Annotated in this window: 20 protein-coding genes; 8 read left to right on the forward strand and 12 right to left on the reverse strand. The window is 72.1% G+C overall.

Annotated features, from left to right (window positions below; all coding sequences use genetic code 11):
• The first annotated feature begins 7 nt into the window (after nucleotides 1-7).
• From JCO01S_RS00760 to JCO01S_RS00775, 4 genes are all read left to right on the forward strand, one after another.
• A complete protein-coding gene (locus JCO01S_RS00760; RefSeq protein ID WP_068249449.1) occupies nucleotides 8-829 on the forward strand; it encodes a patatin-like phospholipase family protein in 822 nt (273 codons plus the stop codon).
• Nucleotides 826-1,851 carry a 1-acyl-sn-glycerol-3-phosphate acyltransferase gene (locus tag JCO01S_RS00765; RefSeq protein ID WP_084342520.1) on the forward strand — a complete coding sequence of 342 codons (1,026 nt, stop codon included), beginning with the start codon at nucleotides 826-828 and terminating at the stop codon, nucleotides 1,849-1,851. Before JCO01S_RS00760 ends, JCO01S_RS00765 begins: the two co-directional genes overlap by 4 nt.
• Before the next feature lie 69 nt (nucleotides 1,852-1,920).
• Nucleotides 1,921-2,151 (forward strand): type II toxin-antitoxin system Phd/YefM family antitoxin, encoded by a 231-nt coding sequence (locus JCO01S_RS00770; RefSeq protein WP_218002200.1) that lies wholly within the window; start codon nucleotides 1,921-1,923, stop codon nucleotides 2,149-2,151.
• Nucleotides 2,148-2,573, forward strand: a complete 426-nt coding sequence (locus tag JCO01S_RS00775; RefSeq protein WP_068249453.1) for a type II toxin-antitoxin system VapC family toxin — start codon at nucleotides 2,148-2,150, stop codon at nucleotides 2,571-2,573. Before JCO01S_RS00770 ends, JCO01S_RS00775 begins: the two co-directional genes overlap by 4 nt.
• Nucleotides 2,574-2,581: 8 nt before the next feature.
• Here JCO01S_RS00775 and pheA read toward each other — a convergent pair whose 3' ends face one another.
• Nucleotides 2,582-3,514, reverse strand: coding sequence for a prephenate dehydratase (gene pheA / locus JCO01S_RS00780; RefSeq protein WP_068249455.1), 933 nt, complete (start codon nucleotides 3,512-3,514; stop codon nucleotides 2,582-2,584).
• Entirely contained in the window at nucleotides 3,514-4,398 is an 885-nt protein-coding gene (locus JCO01S_RS00785) for a DUF5926 family protein (RefSeq protein WP_068249457.1), read from the reverse strand. Before JCO01S_RS00785 ends, pheA begins: the two co-directional genes overlap by 1 nt.
• A gap of 89 nt (nucleotides 4,399-4,487) precedes the next feature.
• Here JCO01S_RS00785 and JCO01S_RS00790 point away from each other — a divergent pair, with 89 nt between their 5' ends.
• Genes JCO01S_RS00790 through rsgA form a run of 3 tightly spaced genes read left to right on the forward strand, consistent with a single transcriptional unit; the run spans nucleotide 4,488 to nucleotide 6,646 of the window.
• Entirely contained in the window at nucleotides 4,488-4,979 is a 492-nt protein-coding gene (locus JCO01S_RS00790) for an ATP-binding protein (RefSeq protein WP_245634292.1), read from the forward strand.
• A gap of 30 nt (nucleotides 4,980-5,009) precedes the next feature.
• Nucleotides 5,010-5,516, forward strand: coding sequence for a hypothetical protein (locus JCO01S_RS00795; RefSeq protein WP_068249459.1), 507 nt, complete (start codon nucleotides 5,010-5,012; stop codon nucleotides 5,514-5,516).
• A gap of 41 nt (nucleotides 5,517-5,557) precedes the next feature.
• Entirely contained in the window at nucleotides 5,558-6,646 is a 1,089-nt protein-coding gene (gene rsgA / locus JCO01S_RS00800; protein WP_068249461.1) for a ribosome small subunit-dependent GTPase A, read from the forward strand.
• A 7-nt stretch (nucleotides 6,647-6,653) separates the two neighbouring features.
• Here rsgA and JCO01S_RS00805 read toward each other — a convergent pair whose 3' ends face one another.
• The 8 genes from JCO01S_RS00805 to JCO01S_RS00840 form a co-directional block, all read right to left on the reverse strand.
• Nucleotides 6,654-7,673, reverse strand: a complete 1,020-nt coding sequence (locus JCO01S_RS00805) for a pirin family protein (RefSeq protein ID WP_068249463.1) — start codon at nucleotides 7,671-7,673, stop codon at nucleotides 6,654-6,656.
• A 69-nt stretch (nucleotides 7,674-7,742) separates the two neighbouring features.
• Nucleotides 7,743-8,924, reverse strand: coding sequence for an acyl-CoA dehydrogenase family protein (locus JCO01S_RS00810; protein ID WP_068249465.1), 1,182 nt, complete (start codon nucleotides 8,922-8,924; stop codon nucleotides 7,743-7,745).
• Nucleotides 8,925-9,033: 109 nt separating this feature from the next.
• Nucleotides 9,034-10,677, reverse strand: a complete 1,644-nt coding sequence (locus tag JCO01S_RS00815; protein ID WP_084342521.1) for an MDR family MFS transporter — start codon at nucleotides 10,675-10,677, stop codon at nucleotides 9,034-9,036.
• Nucleotides 10,674-11,168 carry a MarR family winged helix-turn-helix transcriptional regulator gene (locus JCO01S_RS00820; RefSeq protein ID WP_068249467.1) on the reverse strand — a complete coding sequence of 165 codons (495 nt, stop codon included), beginning with the start codon at nucleotides 11,166-11,168 and terminating at the stop codon, nucleotides 10,674-10,676. The genes JCO01S_RS00815 and JCO01S_RS00820 overlap by 4 nt, the downstream gene beginning before the upstream one ends.
• 51 nt (nucleotides 11,169-11,219) lie before the next feature.
• Nucleotides 11,220-12,212 carry a DUF2804 domain-containing protein gene (locus tag JCO01S_RS00825; protein WP_068249469.1) on the reverse strand — a complete coding sequence of 331 codons (993 nt, stop codon included), beginning with the start codon at nucleotides 12,210-12,212 and terminating at the stop codon, nucleotides 11,220-11,222.
• Between the two features lie 21 nt (nucleotides 12,213-12,233).
• Complete coding sequence (locus JCO01S_RS00830) at nucleotides 12,234-13,496, reverse strand: amidohydrolase (RefSeq protein ID WP_068249472.1); 1,263 nt, start codon at nucleotides 13,494-13,496, stop codon at nucleotides 12,234-12,236.
• A 19-nt stretch (nucleotides 13,497-13,515) separates the two neighbouring features.
• On the reverse strand, nucleotides 13,516-14,145 hold the full coding sequence (locus JCO01S_RS00835) for a VOC family protein (RefSeq protein ID WP_068249474.1): 630 nt from the start codon (nucleotides 14,143-14,145) through the stop codon (nucleotides 13,516-13,518).
• A gap of 21 nt (nucleotides 14,146-14,166) precedes the next feature.
• The gene (locus JCO01S_RS00840; protein ID WP_068249476.1) at nucleotides 14,167-14,748 is read right to left on the reverse strand and encodes a mycothiol transferase; all 582 of its coding nucleotides are present in this window, start codon (nucleotides 14,746-14,748) and stop codon (nucleotides 14,167-14,169) included.
• Between the two features lie 113 nt (nucleotides 14,749-14,861).
• Between JCO01S_RS00840 and JCO01S_RS00845 the strand changes: the two genes are divergently transcribed.
• Nucleotides 14,862-15,830 carry a helix-turn-helix transcriptional regulator gene (locus JCO01S_RS00845; RefSeq protein WP_068249479.1) on the forward strand — a complete coding sequence of 323 codons (969 nt, stop codon included), beginning with the start codon at nucleotides 14,862-14,864 and terminating at the stop codon, nucleotides 15,828-15,830.
• Here the strand turns inward: JCO01S_RS00845 and JCO01S_RS00850 are convergent.
• Both JCO01S_RS00850 and JCO01S_RS00855 read right to left on the reverse strand, forming a co-directional pair.
• Nucleotides 15,827-16,588, reverse strand: coding sequence for an SDR family oxidoreductase (locus JCO01S_RS00850; protein WP_068249481.1), 762 nt, complete (start codon nucleotides 16,586-16,588; stop codon nucleotides 15,827-15,829). The genes JCO01S_RS00845 and JCO01S_RS00850 overlap by 4 nt on opposite strands.
• A 28-nt stretch (nucleotides 16,589-16,616) precedes the next feature.
• Nucleotides 16,617-17,681 (reverse strand): phosphotransferase family protein, encoded by a 1,065-nt coding sequence (locus JCO01S_RS00855; protein ID WP_068249483.1) that lies wholly within the window; start codon nucleotides 17,679-17,681, stop codon nucleotides 16,617-16,619.
• Nucleotides 17,682-17,752: the final 71 nt, after the last annotated feature.

Consider the following 17,752-nt stretch of genomic DNA (forward strand, 5'->3'; position numbering starts at 1 on the left):
GGGGCGCATGTCGACCGTCGCCTTCGTCCTCGGTGGTGGCGGTGCGCTCGGAGCCAGCCAGGTCGGGATGCTGCAAGCCCTGCTGGCCGCGGACATCACGCCGGACCTCGTCGTCGGGACGAGCATCGGGGCCGTCAACGGCGCCTTCGTCGCGGCCGACCCCACGGCGAAGGGAGTTGCCGGCCTCGAGCTGCTCTGGCAGCACGTCTTCGCCTCCGGGCAGATGGACGAGTCCCGGACCCGGCGGGCGGCGCGCTTCGCCCGCCACCGCACGCACGTCATGAGTCCCTCGCTCATCCCGGACCTCGTGCGGGAGCACCTGGAGGTCGAGCGCATCGAGGACCTCACGGTGCCCTTCCAGTGCGTGGCCGCGCAGATCGAGACCGCCGCGTCCCGGTGGTTCACCGAGGGGCCGGTCGCGCCGGCGGTCGCGGCCAGCTGCGCCGTGCCCGGGCTCTTCGCCCCCGTCGAGGTCGAGGGCGGGCACCACTACGACGGCGGGCTCGTCCACTCGATCCCCGTGGGGCGGGCGATCGCCCTGGGCGCCACCGAGATCCACGTGCTGCAGGTCGGCCGGGTGGAGCAGCCGCTGCAGGTGCCGACGGGCCCCCTGGCGGTCGCCGAGGTGGCCTTCGAGATCGCCCGACGGCACCGCTTCGTCGAGGAGGTCGAGCAGGTGCCTGACGGCATCGAGCTGCACGTCCTCCCGAGCGGGAGCGGACCGATCCCGACCAGCGCGATCCTCGGGCAGTCGCGTCGCGAGGACCCCCGGGAGCGTATGCGGCGCGCCTTCACCGCCTCGAGCGCCTATCTGGCGGGGCGTCGATGAGGATCAGCTCACTCCCTTCGCTCCCGGCGCCGCCGAGCTGGCTCCGGGTGCTCATGCAGGTCGCCTACCCGGTGGTCGGGGCGGTGCTCTCCCTCGTCTTCATCGGGCTGGCGGCGGTCACCCTGCTGCTGTGGCCGATCGACCGGCGGCTCGCGCTGCCGCGGTGCCTGCTGCTGACGATGTGGTTCATGTGGGAGGACATCGGCATCGTCGCGCGGTGTTGGTGGCTGCGGGTGCGCTCTCCCTTCGGCAGGTCGAGGACCTGGGAGCAGGACCACCTCGACGCGATCGTCGAGACCCTCAAGAGCGTCATGCACGCTGCGCGGGTGCTCGTCGGTTTCCGGATCGAGACCGAGGGCGAGCTGCAGCTCGGCCGGCCGGGACGGCCCCTCGTCGTGATCTCCCGGCACGCCGGGCCGGCCGACTCGCTCGCGCTCGGGTGGCTGCTCGCCCGGGCCGGCCGGATCCCGCGGATCGTCCTCGCCGACGCGATGCTCTGGGACCCGGGCGTGGCGACCGTGCTGCACCGGCTGCACTCCTACTTCGTGCCCTCCCGCTCCGGCGCCGGCGACGACCGGACGAAGGGGGTCGCCGAGCTCGCGAAGTCCCTCAGGGGTGAGGACGCGATGCTCATCTTCCCGGAGGGGCGCAACTGGTCACCGGACCGCTTCGAGGAGCAGGTGGAGCGGCTGCAGCAGCGTGGCCGGACCGAGGCGGCCGAGCGCGCGGCGAGGCGCCCGTGGGTGCTGGAGCCGCGCTCCCGGGGGGTGGCCGCCATCCGCGAGCACGCCCCCGACGTCGACGTGCTCGTCATCGCCCACACCGGGCTGGAGATGCTCGCCGGCCCGTGGAAGGTCGTGCGCGCCGTGCCCTTCCGCAACCGGCTGCTGCTGCGGGGGCGGTTCTTCCGGGGCGAGGAGGTGCCCGACCGGCCCGAGGAGGTCGCCCGGTGGCTCGACGAGCAGTGGACCGGCGTCAACGGCTGGGTGGCCGAGCGCATCAGTGACCGGGAGTACCTGTGAGGTCTTGTCGCCCAGCCCGTAGAGACGTAACGTAGGTACGTACCTACGGAGGTGGTCGGCGTGACGACGATGAGTGCGCGGGAGTTCAACCAGGACGTGAGTGCAGCCAAGCGTGCGGCGACCCAGTCCCCCGTCGTCATCACCGATCGGGGCGAGCCGGCCTTTGTGCTGCTGTCGATCGACGCCTACCGGCAGCTCGGCGAGGACGGGGAAGACCTCGTCGATCGCCTGAGCATGCCCGAGGAGGACGACCTCGACTTCACGCCGGTCGAGATCGGGCTGCGAGTACCCGACCTGTGAGCCACCTGCTCGACACCAATGTCATCAGCGAGCTGCGCAAGCCCGAGGGACGTGCCGACGCGGGCGTGCGGCGATGGACGGCGGCGCAGTCACCGTCCGGGTTGTACCTCTCGAGCATCACGGTGCTCGAGATCGAGCTGGGGATCCGGCGACTGGCCTGTCGGGACGAGGGCCGGGCCGCGAAGTTGCTGGCGTGGCTCGAGGAGGAGGTGCTTGACGCCTTCGCCGGTCGGGTGTTGCCGGTCGACGTTGCAGTGGCCCGGCAGGCGGCGGACCTCCATGTGCCGGATCCTCGCCCGGAGCGTGACGCCCTCATCGCGGCGACAGCCATCGTGCACGGGCTGACGGTGGTGACCCGCAATGTGCGCGACTTCGCGGATTCGCGGGTCAAGGTGCTCGATCCGTGGGAGACCGATGCGTGAGGCTCGCCCTACTCGCCGAGCGCACGAAGCCGGTCCAGCCAGCCCCGCGCCTCGACGAAGGCCTCATCGGTGGTGATCGGGTCGACCTGGATCTCCGCCCCGGAGGCCGCGGGGTAGGAGCCGAGGAAGCGCACGTCGGCGCAGACGCGGTGCAGGCTCATCAGCGCCGCGCCGACCCGCTCGTCCTGCACGTGTCCCTCGAAGTCGATCGAGAAGCAGTAGGAGCCCATCGACTCCTTCGTCGGCCGTGACTCCAGCCGGGTCATGTTGATCCCGCGCACGGCGAACTGCTCGAGCAGCTCGAGCAGGCCACCGGCACGGTCGGAGCGCTGGTAGAGCACGACGGTCGTCTTGTCCCGGCCCGTCGGCGCGGGCAGCCACTCCGGCCGCGCGACGACCACGAAGCGCGTCACCGCATTGGCCATGTCGCCGATGTCGGAGGCGAGCACCTCCAGGCCGAAGCGCTCCGCGGCCACCGGCGCGCACACTGCCGCCTCGTACCCGACCTCCTCGGGGTGCTCGAGCAGGTCCTTCGCCGCCGAGGCGGTCGAGAGCGTCGGCACGTAGATCGCCTTGGGCACGGTCGACTCCGCCCAGCCGCGCACCTGCGCCCACGCGTGGCTGTGGGTGCCGACCGCGCGCACCGAGTCCAGCGACGTCCCGGGACGGGCGCACACGACGAAGGTGATCGGCACGAGGACCTCGCCGACGACGACGAGCGGGCCGCCGGAGGCGAGGGCGTCGAGGGTGGCCGAGACGCCCCCTTCGACGGAGTTCTCGATCGGGACGACGGCCGCGTCGACCTCCTTGGAGCGCAGCGCCTCCAGAGCGGAGTCGACCGACCCGAGCGGTACCTGGGGGGCGTCCTCGGAGGGTCCCCAGCTGAGCAGCGCCTGCTGGGTGAAGGTGCCCTCGGGCCCGAGGTAGGCGTACCCGGACATCAGCGCAGCGTCACCTGGCGCGAGAGCAGCCCCGAGCGGGCCCGGCGCTCCTCGGCGGTCAGCTCGTCGGTGACCGCCAGGGCGTCCGCGTAGCGCTCGGCGAAGTCGGCGACCGCCCGGTCGTGCTCCTGCGGCTCGGAGTCGGCCGGCACCTCCCACACCGGCACGAGCAGGCCCTGCGCGCGGAAGGCGCCGAGCAGCCGGCCGTCGCCGTCGAGGTGGGCCTCCCCCTTCGCGTGCAGCCGCGCGAGCGCGGTCGTCGCGGACTCCTCGTCCTCGGCGAGGACGTGCCGGATGTAGGTGCGCTCGCCGATGCGGCACCAGTAGGTCGAAGGGGTGGCCGGCAGGACGACGGTCGGCACGACCGACTCGTTGGCCCGCTCCAGGGACGTCGCGGCCTCACCGGAGAGGTCCTGGTCGTCCACCCAGAAGTCGAAGCCCTCGTGCACGGTGACCTCGAAGGGGGCGTCCGCCACCACGAGGTCCTGCAGGCGGGGGGTTTCCGCGGTGCTGCGCGGCAGCTGCTGGACCGCGGCGCCGGGCTCGCTCGCCAGAGCCGAGAGCAGGGCCTGGGCGAGGTCCCGGCTGGGGTCGCCGCTGGAGGAGCCGGACTGGCTGGCGACCAGCACCTCACCCTGCTCCCGCCGCAGTGCGGGCCAGGCCATGGGGAGCACCGTCGCGAGGGTCACCGTCTCGGGGGAGCCCTCCGGCACGGCGGCCGGGTCCAGCGTCACCGTGGCCGTCGCCGCCGGCAGGATCTCGTAGGTGGCGACCCAGTCCCGCTCGTTCGGGAGCCCCTCGAAGGGGCGCGCGACGTACGGTGCGGGGCGGACCTTCGTCCGGGTGCCCCGCGCCTCCTTCTTGCGACGTGATGCCTTGCCCATGGTCGCTCAGCGTAGGCGTTCGTCGAGGCGGGGGTTGGGCCGGACCGGTCGATGAGGTGACAATGGCCGCGTACGACACACGAGGGAGGATGACCAGCTACATGGTCGCAGCACAGGGAGGCAGCGCCGCCGCCCCGACGACGGACGCCTTCGGGGGAGAGATCGGGCGGGGACAGGCCCGCACCGTCCGTGCGCGGTGGGAGCTGCCGACGGTCACGAGGATCCGGGAGGCGGTCGCGCTGGACCTGCGCGCCAGGGAGGTCTCCGAGGAGGTCATCAGCGAGGCCGAGCTCGTCACGACCGAGCTCGTCACCAACTCGCTGCGCCACGCCAAGCCGCTCTCGGACCGTACGGTCCGCATCCACTGGAAGGCCCGCGGCGACTGCGTCGAGGTCGAGGTCAGCGACGGCGGCGCCGAGACCCAGCCGGTCCCGGCGACCCGGGCCGTGTGGGCCACCTCCGGCCGGGGCCTGCGGATCGTGCGCAGCCTGGCCCACGAGTGGGGGGTGCTGCGCGATGAGAAGCAGACGACCGTCTGGGCCGCTCTCGGGGGACCGTCCCGCCGACGTGTCGGGACCTGACCGGGTGGCAGTCGACCATAGGATCGGCGCATGAGCGTCCCCCCCGCCTACCAACCGCCCCCCAAGAAGTCCCGCGCCCACGCCTGGGTGCTCGGCATCGGCGGGGTCCTCGTGCTGCTGTCGCTGCTCTTGTGCGCGTTCGGTGGCTTCGGGGCCTTCAACGCGGCCAAGGATCTGGTCGACCAGCCGATGCACCACGGCAGTTACACCGTCGCGCTCGAGGACGGGGAGAGCACGAGCGTCTTCTCCGAGGACGAGCTGGCCACGTGCACCGCCAGCGGGCCGAACGGCCCCGTCGAGAACACCGCGGTGGCCGACGAGAACGTCTCCTTCGGTGACCGGGACCTGCACCGGGTGATGGCCATCGACGCCGACGGCAGCGGTGACTACACCATCAACTGCACGGCTCCCTTCGTCGTAGGGGAGGGCGTCTCCGTCGCGGGCATCGTCGCCGCGAGCATCGGCGGCGCGCTGTGCTGCCTCGGCAGCGTCGTCGTGATCATCGGCCTCATCATCTGGATCGTGCGCCGGCGATAAATCACTGGCGGCGAAGGGGGCCGACCTGCCACCTTCGTCGGGTGGAAACCTCCAGCACGCACCTGATCGACCTCGGGTGGGACCCGGCCACCGCCGCGGCCTTCCGCGAGGCGGCGGCGGACGCCCCCTTTGCACTGGAGCCCGGTCGGGTCGGTCGGGTGGACCGGGGGAGGGTCACGGTGCACACCGCCACCGGCACCTCCCCGGCGCTGGTCCGACTGGGATCGGGCAGCGCTCGCGAGGAGGCGCCGACCACCGGTGACTGGGTGGGGCTGGAGCGGCGCGACGACGGCGACGTGGTCCGTCTCGTCCTGCCCCGCCGCAGCGCGATCGTGCGCAAGGTGGCGGGCAAGAGCTCTGCCGGGCAGGTGATGGCGGCCAACCTCGACCACGTGGTGATCGCGGTGCCCTTCGAGACCCGGGTGAACCTCGCCCGCATCGAGCGCTACCTCGCGCTCGCCTGGGAGTCCGGCGCCGAGCCGCTCGTCCTGCTGACGAAGGCCGATCTCGCCTACGACCCCGAGGGGACCCTCGCCGAGGTGGCGGTCTCGGCCCCCGGCGCGTCGGTCCGGTCGGTCTCCGCGGAGACCGGGGAGGGCATCGAGGAGCTCGGGGAGGTCCTCGCCGGCGGTACCGCGGCGCTCATCGGGCAGTCCGGCGCCGGCAAGTCGACGCTCGTCAATGCCCTGAGCGGCTCCGCGGACCAGCTCGTCGCGCAGACCCGCCAGGACGGCAAGGGCCGGCACACGACGACCGCCCGCGAGCTGATCCCGCTCCCGGGTGGCGGGGTGCTCATCGACACCCCCGGTCTGCGGGAGGCCGGCCTGCACGAGGACGGCGAGGGGGTCGCGCGCACCTTCCCCGACGTCGAGGAGCTGGCGGCCCGGTGCCGTTTCAGCGACTGCGCCCACGACACCGAGCCGGGGTGCGCGATCCGGGCGGCGCTCGAGGACGGGAGTCTGGAGCAGCGGCGCTACGACAGCTGGGTCAAGCTGCAGCGCGAGGCCGAGTGGATCGCCCGCCGGGCCGACCCCGTGGCCCGGGCGGCGGCCCGCAAGCAGTGGGCAGCGACGGGTAGGGAGGGGCGCCGGCGGGCCATCCTCAAGCGGGGCGAGGACCCCTTCGGCTGACGAGTGCTCAGAGCACGTCGTGCCCGGGGTGCCCGCCCCGGTTCAGCGCATCGACGACCTCGAGGGCCGAGCGCACCCGCGGGGTCTTCGGGATGACGCCGAGCCGGCCGGCCTGGAAGTCCTCGAAGGCCGTGATCAGCTCGTCGCGGGAGTTCATGACGAAGGGGCCGTAGGCGGCGACGGGCTCGCGGATCGGGCGGCCGCCGAGCAGCAGCACCTCGAGGGACGGGCTCCGGCTGTCCTGGGCGTCCTCGGCCGCGACCTCGACTGAGCCTCCGGAGCCGAAGACGGCCAGCTGACCCTCGCGGACGGGGCGGCGCTCGGGACCGACGAGCCCGCGCCCGGAGAGGACGTAGGCCAGGCCGTTGAAGTCCGCACGCCAGGGCAGGTGCATCCGGGCGCCGGGTGCCACGGTCGCGTGGAGCATCGAGATCGGGGTGGTCGTGATGCCGGGGCCCTCGTGCCCGTCCAGGTCGCCGGCGATGATGCGCACGAGTGCGCCGCCGTCGTGGCTGGCCAGCAGGGTGACCTCGCCGGAGCGGATGTCCTGGTACTTCGGGTCGGTCATCTTCTGCGCCGAGGGCAGGTTGACCCACAGCTGGATGCCGTGGAAGAGGCCACCCTTCACGACGAGGTCCTCCGGCGGCGCCTCGATGTGCAGCAGCCCGGACCCGGCGGTCATCCACTGGGTGTCGCCGTTGGTGATCAGGCCGCCACCGCCGTGGGTGTCCTCGTGGGCGAAGGTCCCGTCGATGATGTACGTGACGGTCTCGAAGCCCCGGTGCGGGTGCCAGCTGGTACCGCGCGCCTCACCGGCGGCGTACTCGACCTCACCCATCTGGTCCATGTGGATGAAGGGGTCCAGCCGACCCGTGTCGACGCCGGCGAAGGCCCTCCGCACGGGGAAACCCTCGCCCTCGTGGCCCTGGGGCGCCGTCGTCACCGACAGCACGGGGCGGGAGGTCTCGGGCAGGGGCTGACTGACACGGGGGAGGGTCAGGATGTTCTCGACGGTCACGGCCGGCATGGTGCGCTCCTTCGCTCGTTGCTCACCACCGACAACTATAGTTGAAAATCAAACATTCCACCACGGTGCTCAGCGGAAGGCGGACTCGCCGGTGAGTGCGCGACCGATCGTCAGCTGGTGCACCTCGGTGGTGCCCTCGTAGGTCATGACGGACTCGAGGTTGTTGGCGTGGCGCAGCACCGGGTACTCGAGGGTGATGCCGTTCGCGCCGAGCAGGGTGCGGCACTCCCGGGCGATGGTGATGGCCTCGCGGCAGTTGTTGAGCTTGCCGAGGGAGATCTGCTCCGGGCGCACCCCGGTGGTGTCCTTCAACCGGCCGATCTGGATGGCCAGGAGCATGGCCTTGCCGAGCTCGAGGGTCATGTCGGCGAGCTTGGTCTGGGTGATCTGGTAGCCGGCCAGGGGGCGCTCGAAGATCTCCCGGTCACCCACATAGGCCAGCGCGGTCTCGAGGCAGTCCCGGGCGGCGCCGACCGCGCCGAAGACGATGCCGAAGCGTGCCTCGTCCAGGCAGGACAGCGGCCCGGAGAGTCCGGCGGCGCCGGGGAGCATCGCGGAGTCGGGCAGGCGCACGTCATCCAGGACGATCTCACCGGTGACCGAGGCGCGAAGGGAGAGCTTCCGGGTGATCTCGGGGGCGGAGAAGCCCGGGGTGTCGGTGGGCACGACGAACCCGCGGATGCCCTTGGCGCCCGGTGCCTCGTCGGTGTTGGCCCAGACGACGGCGACGTCGGCGACGGGGGCGTTGGTGATCCACATCTTCGTGCCGCTGAGGATCCAGTCACCGCCGTCACGCACGGCCCGGGTGCGCATGCCCCCGGGGTCGGAGCCGAAGTCCGGCTCGGTCAGGCCGAAGCAGCCGATGGCCTCCCCCTGCGCCATCCGCGGCAGCCACTCCTGCTTCTGCTCCTCGCTGCCCCACCGGTGGATGGCGAACATGGCGAGCGACCCCTGGACCGAGACCAGGGACCGGATGCCGGAGTCGGCCGCCTCCAGCTCGAGGCAGGCCAGGCCGTAGGCGGTGGCCGAGGTGCCGGCGCACCCGTAGCCCTCCAGGTGCATGCCGAGCAGCCCGTGTCGCCCGAACTCCTGTGCGAGCTCGCGTGCGGGGACCGATCCCGCCTCGAACCAGTCCGCCAGGTGGGGGCGGACGGTGTCCCGGAGGACCGAGCGGACGGTGTGCTGCATGTCGCGGTCGTCGGGGTCGAGGAGTGTCTCGAGCCCGAAGAGGTCGAACGGGTGGGTGGTCATGACGGGCCTCCTGGGGTCGGAGAAGTGCGCACCGGAGCGGCCGATGGTAGCCCTGCGCGCCGGCCCCCTTCGCGAAGGGAGCCGGCGCGGGCGCGGGGGATGGTCCGCATCATCCTCCGCGGGGGGCTGCGAGACCGTCTCGCAGGTGTGTCTCCCCGTGGTGCTCGGCCCACTCGTCGCCGTCGGCGTCGAGGACCTCCCGGCCGGCGTCCTCCACGGGGTGCTCGTGGGTGCTCTCCCGCAGCGGGGTGTGCGGGATGAAGAAGGTCGCGACGAAGACGACCAGGAGGATCGGCAGGCCGAGGGAGAAGGCGTCACCGAGCTTCTCCGCCAGGCCCCAGCGCACGGCGGTGGCGACCGCGTCGGGCAGCTCGTCCAGCGTGCTCGGGTCGAGCACCGAGCCGACGGAGCCGACGTCCATGCCGGAGGAGGCTCCCTTCGCCATCCCGGCGGGCAGGTGGCCGGCGATCTGCTGCGCGAGGCCGTTCGTCATGACCGCGCCGTAGACGGCGATGCCGACCGTGGAGCCGACGTTGCGGAAGAACTGCGTCGAGGCGGTGGCCACGCCCATGTCGGAGCGGGCGACGACGTTCTGCACGACCATCGTGTACTGCTGCATCGCCATGCCGAGGCCGATGCCGAGCACGACCATCGCGAAGGTCAGCTGTCCCTCGGTCGCGGTGTGGTCCAGCCGGGTCAGCAGCAGCACGCCGAGGCCCATGACGGCGATGCCGGTGAGCATGAAGGGCCGGTAGTGCCCGGTCTTGGTGACCATGAGGCCGGTGAGGATGCCGCAGGTGATGAAGCCGAGCATCAGCGGGATGAGGATCAGGCCGGAGTTCGTCGCGTCGACCCCGATGACGCCCTGGGCGTAGACGGGGATGTAGATGATCGCGCCGAACATCACCATCGCGATGCCGAAGGCCGAGACCAGGCTCAGGGCGATGGTCCGGTCGGTGAGCAGCCGGAGGGAGAGCACCGGCTCGCTCGCCCGCAGCTCGATGAAGACGAAGGCCGCGGCCGAGAGGACGCTCAGCGAGAAGAGCGCCAGCGAGGTGTGCGACCCCCAGGCCCAGGAGCTGCCGCCCATCGAGACCGCGAGCAGCAGGGCGACCAGGGCGGTGGAGAGGGTCGCGATGCCGGGGTAGTCGATCTTCGCCCGGCGCGGCTCGTGGGGCAGGTGGAGGAACTTCGTGATGAAGACGAGGACGAGCAGCCCGATCGGCAGGGTGACGAAGAAGAGCCAGCGCCAGCCGAGGTGGTCGGTGATCAAGCCGCCGGCGAGCGGCCCGGCGACGGAGGTCAGGCCGAAGACGGCGCCCATGATCCCCTGGTACTTCCCCCGCTGCCGGGGCGGGATGATGTCGCCGATGATCGTCTGCGACAGCGGCATCAGCGTCCCCATGCCGAGGCCCTGGATGGCGCGGGCGGCGATGAGCATCCAGAAGCTCTGGGCGAAGCCGGCGAAGACGGTGCCGAGCATGAAGACCGAGATCCCGGCGATGTAGAAGCTGCGCCGGCCGTAGAGGTCGGAGAGCTTGCCGACGATCGGGACGGTGACCGCGGAGACGAGCATCGCCGCGGTCGCGACCCAGCTGTAGTGCTCCATGCCGCCGAGCTCGGCGACGATACGAGGCAGCGCGGGACCGACGATGGTCTGGCTGATCGAGGCGACGAGCATGCCGAGCATCAGCCCGACGAAGACCCGCCGGTGCTCGGGGCTCATGCGGTAGGGGGTGGTCGTGGCGCTCATGAGGCGCTCCCGGAGGTCGTGGGGACGGAGGGCGTGCCGGTGCCGCGGCCGAGGTCGATCGCCAGCTTGTCGATGAGGCGGGCGAGCTCGACGAGGTCCTCCTCGGGCCAGTCGACGAGCATCTCGGCGAGGAGGCCGGTGCGGGCGGTGCGCTCGACGGCCAGGGCGTCCGAGCCCGCGGCGGCCAGCCGGACGATCGAGGCGCGCCCGTCACTGGGGTCCGGGAGGCGCTCGACGAGGCCGTGGGACTCCAGCCATGTGAGGCGTCGGCTGATCGTGGAGGCGTCGTTGCCGAGGGCCTCGGCCAGCTGCGAGGTGCGCTGACCCGCCCGGCAGTGCTGCAGGGTGGCGAGCAGCAGGTAGTCGGTGCGGCTCATCGCCCTGGGGTCCTCGGCCTGGCGGCGGGCGACGAGCCGGCCGAAGAGCCCGAAGACCTCACCGAGGGTCTCCTGCAGGTGCAGGCGGACCAGCTCGACATCAGTTGCGTGCATGTGGCAAGTATATGTCTGCGTGATGCACGCATCCAAATCGTCAGCGGCGACTCACCAGCGGTTGTGCACCTCCTCGCACCAGCCGACCAGGTCGACGAAGGGGATTGTCCTGCCCTCGTCGGTGAAGGTGCCCGACCAGTGCCCGAAGCACTGGTCGGTGTGCGACGCGAGGAGCCACAGGTCGGTGTGCGACTCCTTGCGGTGGAAGGGGGTGAAGGTCGCGTCGAGCCCCCCGCCGGTGACCCGCCAGGGTCGGCGCCAGCGGGCCAGGTCGTAGTCGAAGGTCAGCTCCACGGGGATGTGGTGCAGGCGCCCGTCGACCACGACGGCGTTCTCCGTCGATCCCGTCCCCACGGTCCATCGGCCGCCGACCTGCAATCCGATGGTGCGACCCTCGGTGGTGCCCGAACCGGCTCCCCAGTTCCACCGCACGTCGTGCGGCCAGCGTCCGCGTCCGTGGTCGAGCACCGCCCAGCTCGCTCCCTCCGGCAGGTCCAGCCGACGACCGTCGAGCACGAGGTGCCCGGTGGCCGGCCGAGCGACGTCCTTGACCGTGTACTGGAAGCGGGTATCGCTCCACGGAACGACGACCGAGAGCCGTTCGTGGCCCGACGGCAGGGCGGCGACGACGTCGAAGGAGGCGCCGGGCACGTGACCCCGTAGCCGGGTCCCGCCGTCGACGTCCTCGATGTCGACCGCGAGCCTGCGGGCCCTGGCTCGGGCCGGGCCGTCGCCCAGGCTCTGCGGCAGGACGACCCCGCGCGGCGGGACGAGCGCCGCCGTGCGGTGCCACTCGCGGCCGGAGCCGATCTCATGCACCCAGACCTCGTGCACGGCGGCGTAGTCGATGTGCGAGACGGTCACGCCGAGCAGGTGCGTCGGGGTGACGACGCCCCAGTACTCCCACCGCTTGTTGCGCCCACGACCGCGACCGATGCCGGCCGTGTCGACGAGAGGGTGGCGGGCCCACCCGACGGCCGCCCGGTCGAGGCGTCCGTCGGCGTCGGTCAGCGAGACGGGTGCGGTCAGCTCGGGAAGGCTCATCGTGCTCGAGCTCGCGCGAGCTCAGTCCCCCTTCGCCAGGTAGGCCAGGAGCGCGCTCGTCATGGCCCGGACCCCGGTGCGCAGGGTGGGCTCGGCGACGGGGGCGAAGGTGTCCGCGTGGTTGCCGGGGATGGTCCGCGCCAGCGTCCCGGCGGCCTGCGCCTCGTGGTAGGTCTGCGGGTCGAAGCCGCCCCAGATCCAGAAGAGGTACGGCACGCCCAGCGCCCGAGGGATGTCGCTGAAGTCCTCGCTGCCGGTCGAGCGGGTCATCTCGATCGCCTTGTCCCCGAACTGCTCGGTGAAGGCGGCGGAGACCTTCTCGTGGACCTCCGGCGAGTTCTCGGTCAGCGGGAAGGGGTCGAAGTACTCCATCTCCGGTGGGCGCTCGCACCCCGAGGCCTCGCACTCGGCGCGCACGATCCGCTCCACGGCCGCCCGCAGCTGCAGCCGGGTGCGCTCGTCGTAGGAGCGCAGGTTCAGCTGCAGCTGTGCGGTCCCGGGGATGACATTGCTCTTGGAGCCGGAGCGGAAGCTGCCGACCGTCACGACACCGAACTCGTTCGGGTCCAGCTCGCGGGAGACGATCGCGTTCAACCGCAGCACGATCGCGCTGCCGAGCAGGATCGGGTCGGTGCCCGCGTGCGGCATCGAGCCGTGGGTGCCCCGCCCGTACAGCGTGACCCGGAGGCTGTCGGCGGCCGAGAGGGCCGGCCCGGGCCTCGAGGCGACGGTGTCGTGGGGGATCCCCATGACGTGCTGCCCCAGCGCGACGTCGGGGGTCGGGATCGCCTGTGCCAGACCGTCGTCGACCATCGACTGCGCGCCGGTGCCCACCTCCTCGGCGGGCTGGAAGAGCGCGATGAAGGTCCCCGACCAGGCATCGGTGTGCTCGGCGAGCAGCTGGGCCGCGGCGAGCAGGCAGGTCACGTGCATGTCGTGACCGCAGGCGTGCATGACCGGCACCTCCTCGCCCGAGGCGTCGGTGCCGGTGGCGGTCGAGGCGTACGGCAGCCCGGTCGCCTCCTGCACCGGGAGGGCGTCCATGTCCGCCCGGGCGAGCACGGTCGGGCCCTCGCCGTTCGCCAGCACCCCGACGAGTCCGGTCGGGCCGATGCCCGTCGTCACCTCGTAGCCCAGCTCGCGCAGCCGGTCGGCCACGATGCCGCTGGTGCGCTCCTCCTGGAAGCTCAGCTCCGGGTGGCGGTGCAGGTCCTCGTAGAGCTCCAGGTGCGGGGGGACGAGAGCGTCCAGCTCCTTGAGCACGGCATCAGCAGTGGTCGCCATGCGCCCAGTCTGCACCCGCTCAGGCGTTGGCGATGAGCAGTGTCGGCGTGGCGAGGGCAGGGTCGCGCACCGTGGCCACGACGGTGCCCGACTTGCGCCCGGACCGGATCTCGGTGACCTCGACCCCCTCGCCGAGCAGGCGCTCACGCGTGGCCACGATGTCCTTCGCCTCCCAGGCGAGACCGCCGAACTCCCTCGGCCCGCCGGGATCGAGCGGCACGAGGACCTCGATGACCGTCGAGCCGGCCCGGAAGAAGAGTCCGCGCACGCCACGGTCGGCGATGGTGCGGTCCAGCCGTAGGTCCATCCCGAGCCGGGCGCCGAAGTCGGCCGCCGCCCGGTCGGCGTCGTCGGTGCGCACGACGACGTGGTCGAGCCGGACCTCCCCGCCGGCGGTGTTGGTTGCCTGCGCGGCCAGGCGCCAGGTGGTGTCGCCGATGTCGAAGCCGGCGGAGTCACCCTCGAGCCCGCGCCGCTGGAGCAGCCGCTCGGTGGCGGCCACGTCGTCGACCCCGAGGACGACCGCGTCGAGTCCGTGGGTGCGTCCCTCGACCACCTCGACCCGCACCCCGCCGGCGCCGAGCCGTCGGTAGGCGGAGCGGGTGGCGTCGACGTCGGGTGTGGTCAGCCTGATGGCATTGATCCTCATGCCTCCGTGATCGTAGTCCGATCACGCGCTCCACGGCCGGGCGAAGGGATTGGCGTCGCCTCCGGTGTCGGCGAGGACCAGCTCGATCGAGGTGGCCCCGTCGATCTGCTCCCGGATGATGTCGGCGTGCCCGGCATGGCGGGCGAGCTCCTCGACGAAGTGGACGTGCACGTAGCGCAGCCGCGCCTGCCGGCTGTCCATCCGCCCGTACCAGGGCGCCGGGCCGACCGGCATCTCCTCGTCCTCGTCGCTGGAGCGGATCCACTCCACGACCCGTGGGCGCCGCTGGTCGAGCACGGCGATCGTGCCGGCGAGGGTCTCGTCCTCGCCCAGGGCGAAGGTGTCCATGAAGGCCGTCGTGGCCTCCTCGCTGATCGCCCCGCCCTCCTCGACGGTGATGCTCGTGCGCTCGGGCGCCTCGGGCGGCCGGATGACGAAGTTGACGTGCTTGAGGATGCCCCCGATCGAGAGGGCCGAGCGGGTCGGGCTGAGGCGGGCCTGCTCCTCGCTCAGGCCGTGGGCGCTGGCACGCAGCGCCTCGAGCTGGGTGTCGACGTACTCCGCGAGGCCGGTGGCCTCGTCGTGGACGGCCGGGTGGTACATGGTGCTCTCCTCCTGCTTCGGCGGTGGCGACGGGGGCGGGCGCCCCCTTCGTGCTCCCAGACTCCCGGCACATGCGGACAGGAGCTGTCACCGATGGGGAGCAGACTGCGTGCATGGCCGAGACGACCGAACGACTGCTGCGCCTGCTCGGGCTCTTCGAGACCCGGTCGGTGTGGACCGGGCCGGAGCTGATCGAGGTGCTCGGCGTGACCACCCGCACGCTGCGCCGTGACGTCGGGCGGCTGCGGGAGCTGGGCTACCCGGTCGAGGCGACGCCCGGCGTGGGAGGCGGCTACCGGCTGGGGGCGGGCGGCAAGCTGCCACCGCTGCTGCTCGAGGAGGACGAGGTCGTCGCCGTCACCGTGGCGCTGCGGGTCGGGGCACAGGGGCTCTCGGCGATCGGTGAGCCGGCCGTGCGCGCCCTGACGAAGCTGGACCAGGTGATGCCCCCGCGGCTGCGCGGTGAGGTGGCGGCGCTCGCCGAGGCGACCGCGCTGCTGCCGGGCGCGACCGACGACGTCGACACCGGGGTGCTCGTCGTGCTCGCCCACGCGATCCGCGATCGGGTGCGGGCACGCTTCGGCTACACCGGGCGCACCGGCCGGGTCAGCGATCGGGACGTCGAGCCCTACCGGCTCGTGGCGACCGGTCGACGCTGGTACCTGCTCGCGTGGGACCTGCAGCGGGAGGACTGGCGCACCTTCCGGCTGGACCGGATGGCCGGCGTGCGTGCCTCGACCTTCCGCTTCAGGCCGCGGGAGGCACCCGATGCGCTCGCCCGGGTCGCGGCGGCGGTCACCCACACCGGCGACGCGCACCGGGTGACGGTGCGGTACGCGACCGACCTGGCCTCGGTGCGCCGGCGGATCCCCGCGGCCTACGGGGAGGCGAGGGCGGTGGGCCCGGACCTGACCGAGGTGGTCAGCTCCGCCGATGACCTCGGCATGCTCGCCCGCCACCTCGTGCTGGCCGCCGCCGACCTCGACGCGCGGATGACGGTCCTGGACCCGCCCGAGTTCTCCGCCGCGGTCGAGGACTTCACCGCCCGCCTCGTCCGGCGTGCCGCCGGCCCAACCGACTAGAAGAGCAGCCGGCGCACCACCGACAGCGGCAGGTGCTCCATCGCCTTGCCGAGCGGCAGCCACGGCTTCGCCGGCACGTAGGCCTTGGCCTTGCGGGCCTCGATGGCCTCGACCATGGAGCGCACGCCGGGGACGGTGTCGACCATGAACTTCGTCTTCTGCTCGACCTTCTCGTTCATCTCCGAGCGGATGTAGCCCGGGTAGAGGACGCTCACGTCGATGTCGAGCTCCGGCTTGCCCATCATCTCCGAGCGGATGCCCTCGCCGAGACCGGCGACGAAGGCCTTGCTCGCCCCGTAGGTCGTCATCGACTTCGGCATGCCGCGCAGTGCGGTGATCGAGGCGATGAGCACGAGGTGCCCGGCGGTCTGCTCGCGGAAGATCGCCATCGCCTCCTCCGTCTGGACCGCCACCCCGAGGACGTTGGTCTCGATCGTCTGCCGGTTGGCGTAGTGGCTCCCCTTGCCGTACGGCGCTCCCTTGCCGAGCCCGGCGTTGACGACCACGCGGTCGAGGTGACCGAAGTCCCCCTTCGCGCGGGCGAAGACGGCCGCGACGGCCTCGTCGTCGGTGACGTCGAGGGCATAGGTCTCGACCCGGACCCCCGGGTGGGCGGCGGCGATCTCCGCCTTGACCGCGTCCAGCCGGTCGGTGCGCCGCGCGGTCAGGGCCAGGTCGTGGCCGAGGGCCGCGAACTGGCGGGCCATCTCGGCGCCGAGGCCGGAGCTGGCGCCGGTGATGAGCGTCGTGAAGGGCATGTGCGTCTCCTGAGGTGGTCGAAGGGGGTCAGCCGCTGATGAGGTCCCGGCACCGGACGTCGAGGTAGGTGACCATCGGCCCGAAGGCGGCGAAGCGCGGGTTGGTCGTGTGGCCGTGGTGGTAGCGGTGGTAGATCTGCTGGGCGATGCCGGCGAGGCGGAAGTGCCCGAAGACCTCGTAGAAGGTCCACTCCTCGTCGGTGAGCGTGATGGAGCGGGCCTCGCAGTAGCGCTCGACGATCTCGCCGCGGGTGAGCATTCCCGGCAGGTTGCTCGGCTGCAGCCGGAGCCGTTGCATCGCCTCGCGGTCCTCCGCCTCGGTCCAGTAGGCCATCGCCCCGCCGAGGTCCATGAGGGGGTCGCCGACCGTGGCCAGCTCCCAGTCGAGGACGCCGACGACGCGGGTCGGGTCGCCGGGGTCGAGGACGAGGTTGTCCAGCCGGAAGTCGTTGTGGATCAGCGTGTGCGGGTGGTCTGCGGGGATCCGCTCGACCAACCAGGTCATGGTCTCCTCGAGGTCCGGTACGTCCGGGGTGCGGGCGGCCCGGAAGCGCTTGATCCACTGGTGCACCTGGCGCTCGGCGAAGCCGTCGCCGCGGTCCAGCCGCGCCAGCTCGGGGACGGCCGTGACGTCGACGTCGTGCAGCTCGACGAGCACGTCGAAGGCGTTCTCGCAGAGCCGCCGGGCCGCCGCCGGTGCCAGCTCCATGCCGCCCGGCAGGTCCCGGCCGACGATCGTCCCCTCGATCTTGTCCATGACGTAGAAGTCGGCGCCGAGCACGGAGGTGTCGGTGCACAGGGCGATCATCCGTGGCACGTGGTCGAAGACCGGGGCCAGCGCGGCCTGCAGGTCGTGCTCGCGCTGCATGTTGTGGGCGCTGCCGCCCAGGGCGCCGTGCGGCGGTCGCCGCAGCACGAGAGAGCGCTTCGGCCAGATCAGCTCGTAGGTCAGGTTGGAGGCCCCGCCGGAGAACTGGCGCACCTCGGGCTCGCCCGCCAGGTCGGCCGCGACCTCCTCGGGTGCGTGCTCGCGCACCCACGCCGCGACCGTCGGGACGTCGAAGGCGTCCTCGGACCTGACCTCGTCGCTCATCGCCAGTACCTCCGTCGTGGTCGCATGGGCCCGACTATCGCACGGCCGCCTGACCGGCGCAGCAGACCTAT

The sequence above is a fragment of the Janibacter corallicola NBRC 107790 genome (assembly GCF_001570965.1).
GTDB classification, from domain to species: Bacteria; Actinomycetota; Actinomycetes; order Actinomycetales; family Dermatophilaceae; genus Janibacter; species Janibacter corallicola.

Bases quoted from the DNA above. Each gene is read 5' to 3' on its own strand.
- JCO01S_RS00805 (WP_068249463.1), bottom strand. From the start codon at position 7,673: ATGCCGGCCGTGACCGTCGAGAACATCCTGACCCTCCCCCGTGTCAGT.
- JCO01S_RS00840 (WP_068249476.1), bottom strand. From the start codon at position 14,748: ATGTACCACCCGGCCGTCCACGACGAGGCCACCGGCCTCGCGGAGTAC.
- JCO01S_RS00830 (WP_068249472.1), bottom strand. From the start codon at position 13,496: ATGGCGACCACTGCTGATGCCGTGCTCAAGGAGCTGGACGCTCTCGTC.
- JCO01S_RS00795 (WP_068249459.1), top strand. From the start codon at position 5,010: ATGAGCGTCCCCCCCGCCTACCAACCGCCCCCCAAGAAGTCCCGCGCC.
- pheA (WP_068249455.1), bottom strand. From the start codon at position 3,514: ATGTCCGGGTACGCCTACCTCGGGCCCGAGGGCACCTTCACCCAGCAG.
- JCO01S_RS00850 (WP_068249481.1), bottom strand. From the start codon at position 16,588: ATGCCCTTCACGACGCTCATCACCGGCGCCAGCTCCGGCCTCGGCGCC.
- JCO01S_RS00765 (WP_084342520.1), top strand. From the start codon at position 826: ATGAGGATCAGCTCACTCCCTTCGCTCCCGGCGCCGCCGAGCTGGCTC.
- JCO01S_RS00770 (WP_218002200.1), top strand. From the start codon at position 1,921: ATGAGTGCGCGGGAGTTCAACCAGGACGTGAGTGCAGCCAAGCGTGCG.
- JCO01S_RS00825 (WP_068249469.1), bottom strand. From the start codon at position 12,212: ATGAGCCTTCCCGAGCTGACCGCACCCGTCTCGCTGACCGACGCCGAC.
- JCO01S_RS00790 (WP_245634292.1), top strand. From the start codon at position 4,488: ATGACCAGCTACATGGTCGCAGCACAGGGAGGCAGCGCCGCCGCCCCG.
- JCO01S_RS00760 (WP_068249449.1), top strand. From the start codon at position 8: ATGTCGACCGTCGCCTTCGTCCTCGGTGGTGGCGGTGCGCTCGGAGCC.
- JCO01S_RS00820 (WP_068249467.1), bottom strand. From the start codon at position 11,168: ATGCACGCAACTGATGTCGAGCTGGTCCGCCTGCACCTGCAGGAGACC.
- JCO01S_RS00815 (WP_084342521.1), bottom strand. From the start codon at position 10,677: ATGAGCGCCACGACCACCCCCTACCGCATGAGCCCCGAGCACCGGCGG.
- JCO01S_RS00785 (WP_068249457.1), bottom strand. From the start codon at position 4,398: ATGGGCAAGGCATCACGTCGCAAGAAGGAGGCGCGGGGCACCCGGACG.
- JCO01S_RS00845 (WP_068249479.1), top strand. From the start codon at position 14,862: ATGGCCGAGACGACCGAACGACTGCTGCGCCTGCTCGGGCTCTTCGAG.
- JCO01S_RS00855 (WP_068249483.1), bottom strand. From the start codon at position 17,681: ATGAGCGACGAGGTCAGGTCCGAGGACGCCTTCGACGTCCCGACGGTC.
- JCO01S_RS00810 (WP_068249465.1), bottom strand. From the start codon at position 8,924: ATGACCACCCACCCGTTCGACCTCTTCGGGCTCGAGACACTCCTCGAC.
- JCO01S_RS00835 (WP_068249474.1), bottom strand. From the start codon at position 14,145: ATGAGGATCAATGCCATCAGGCTGACCACACCCGACGTCGACGCCACC.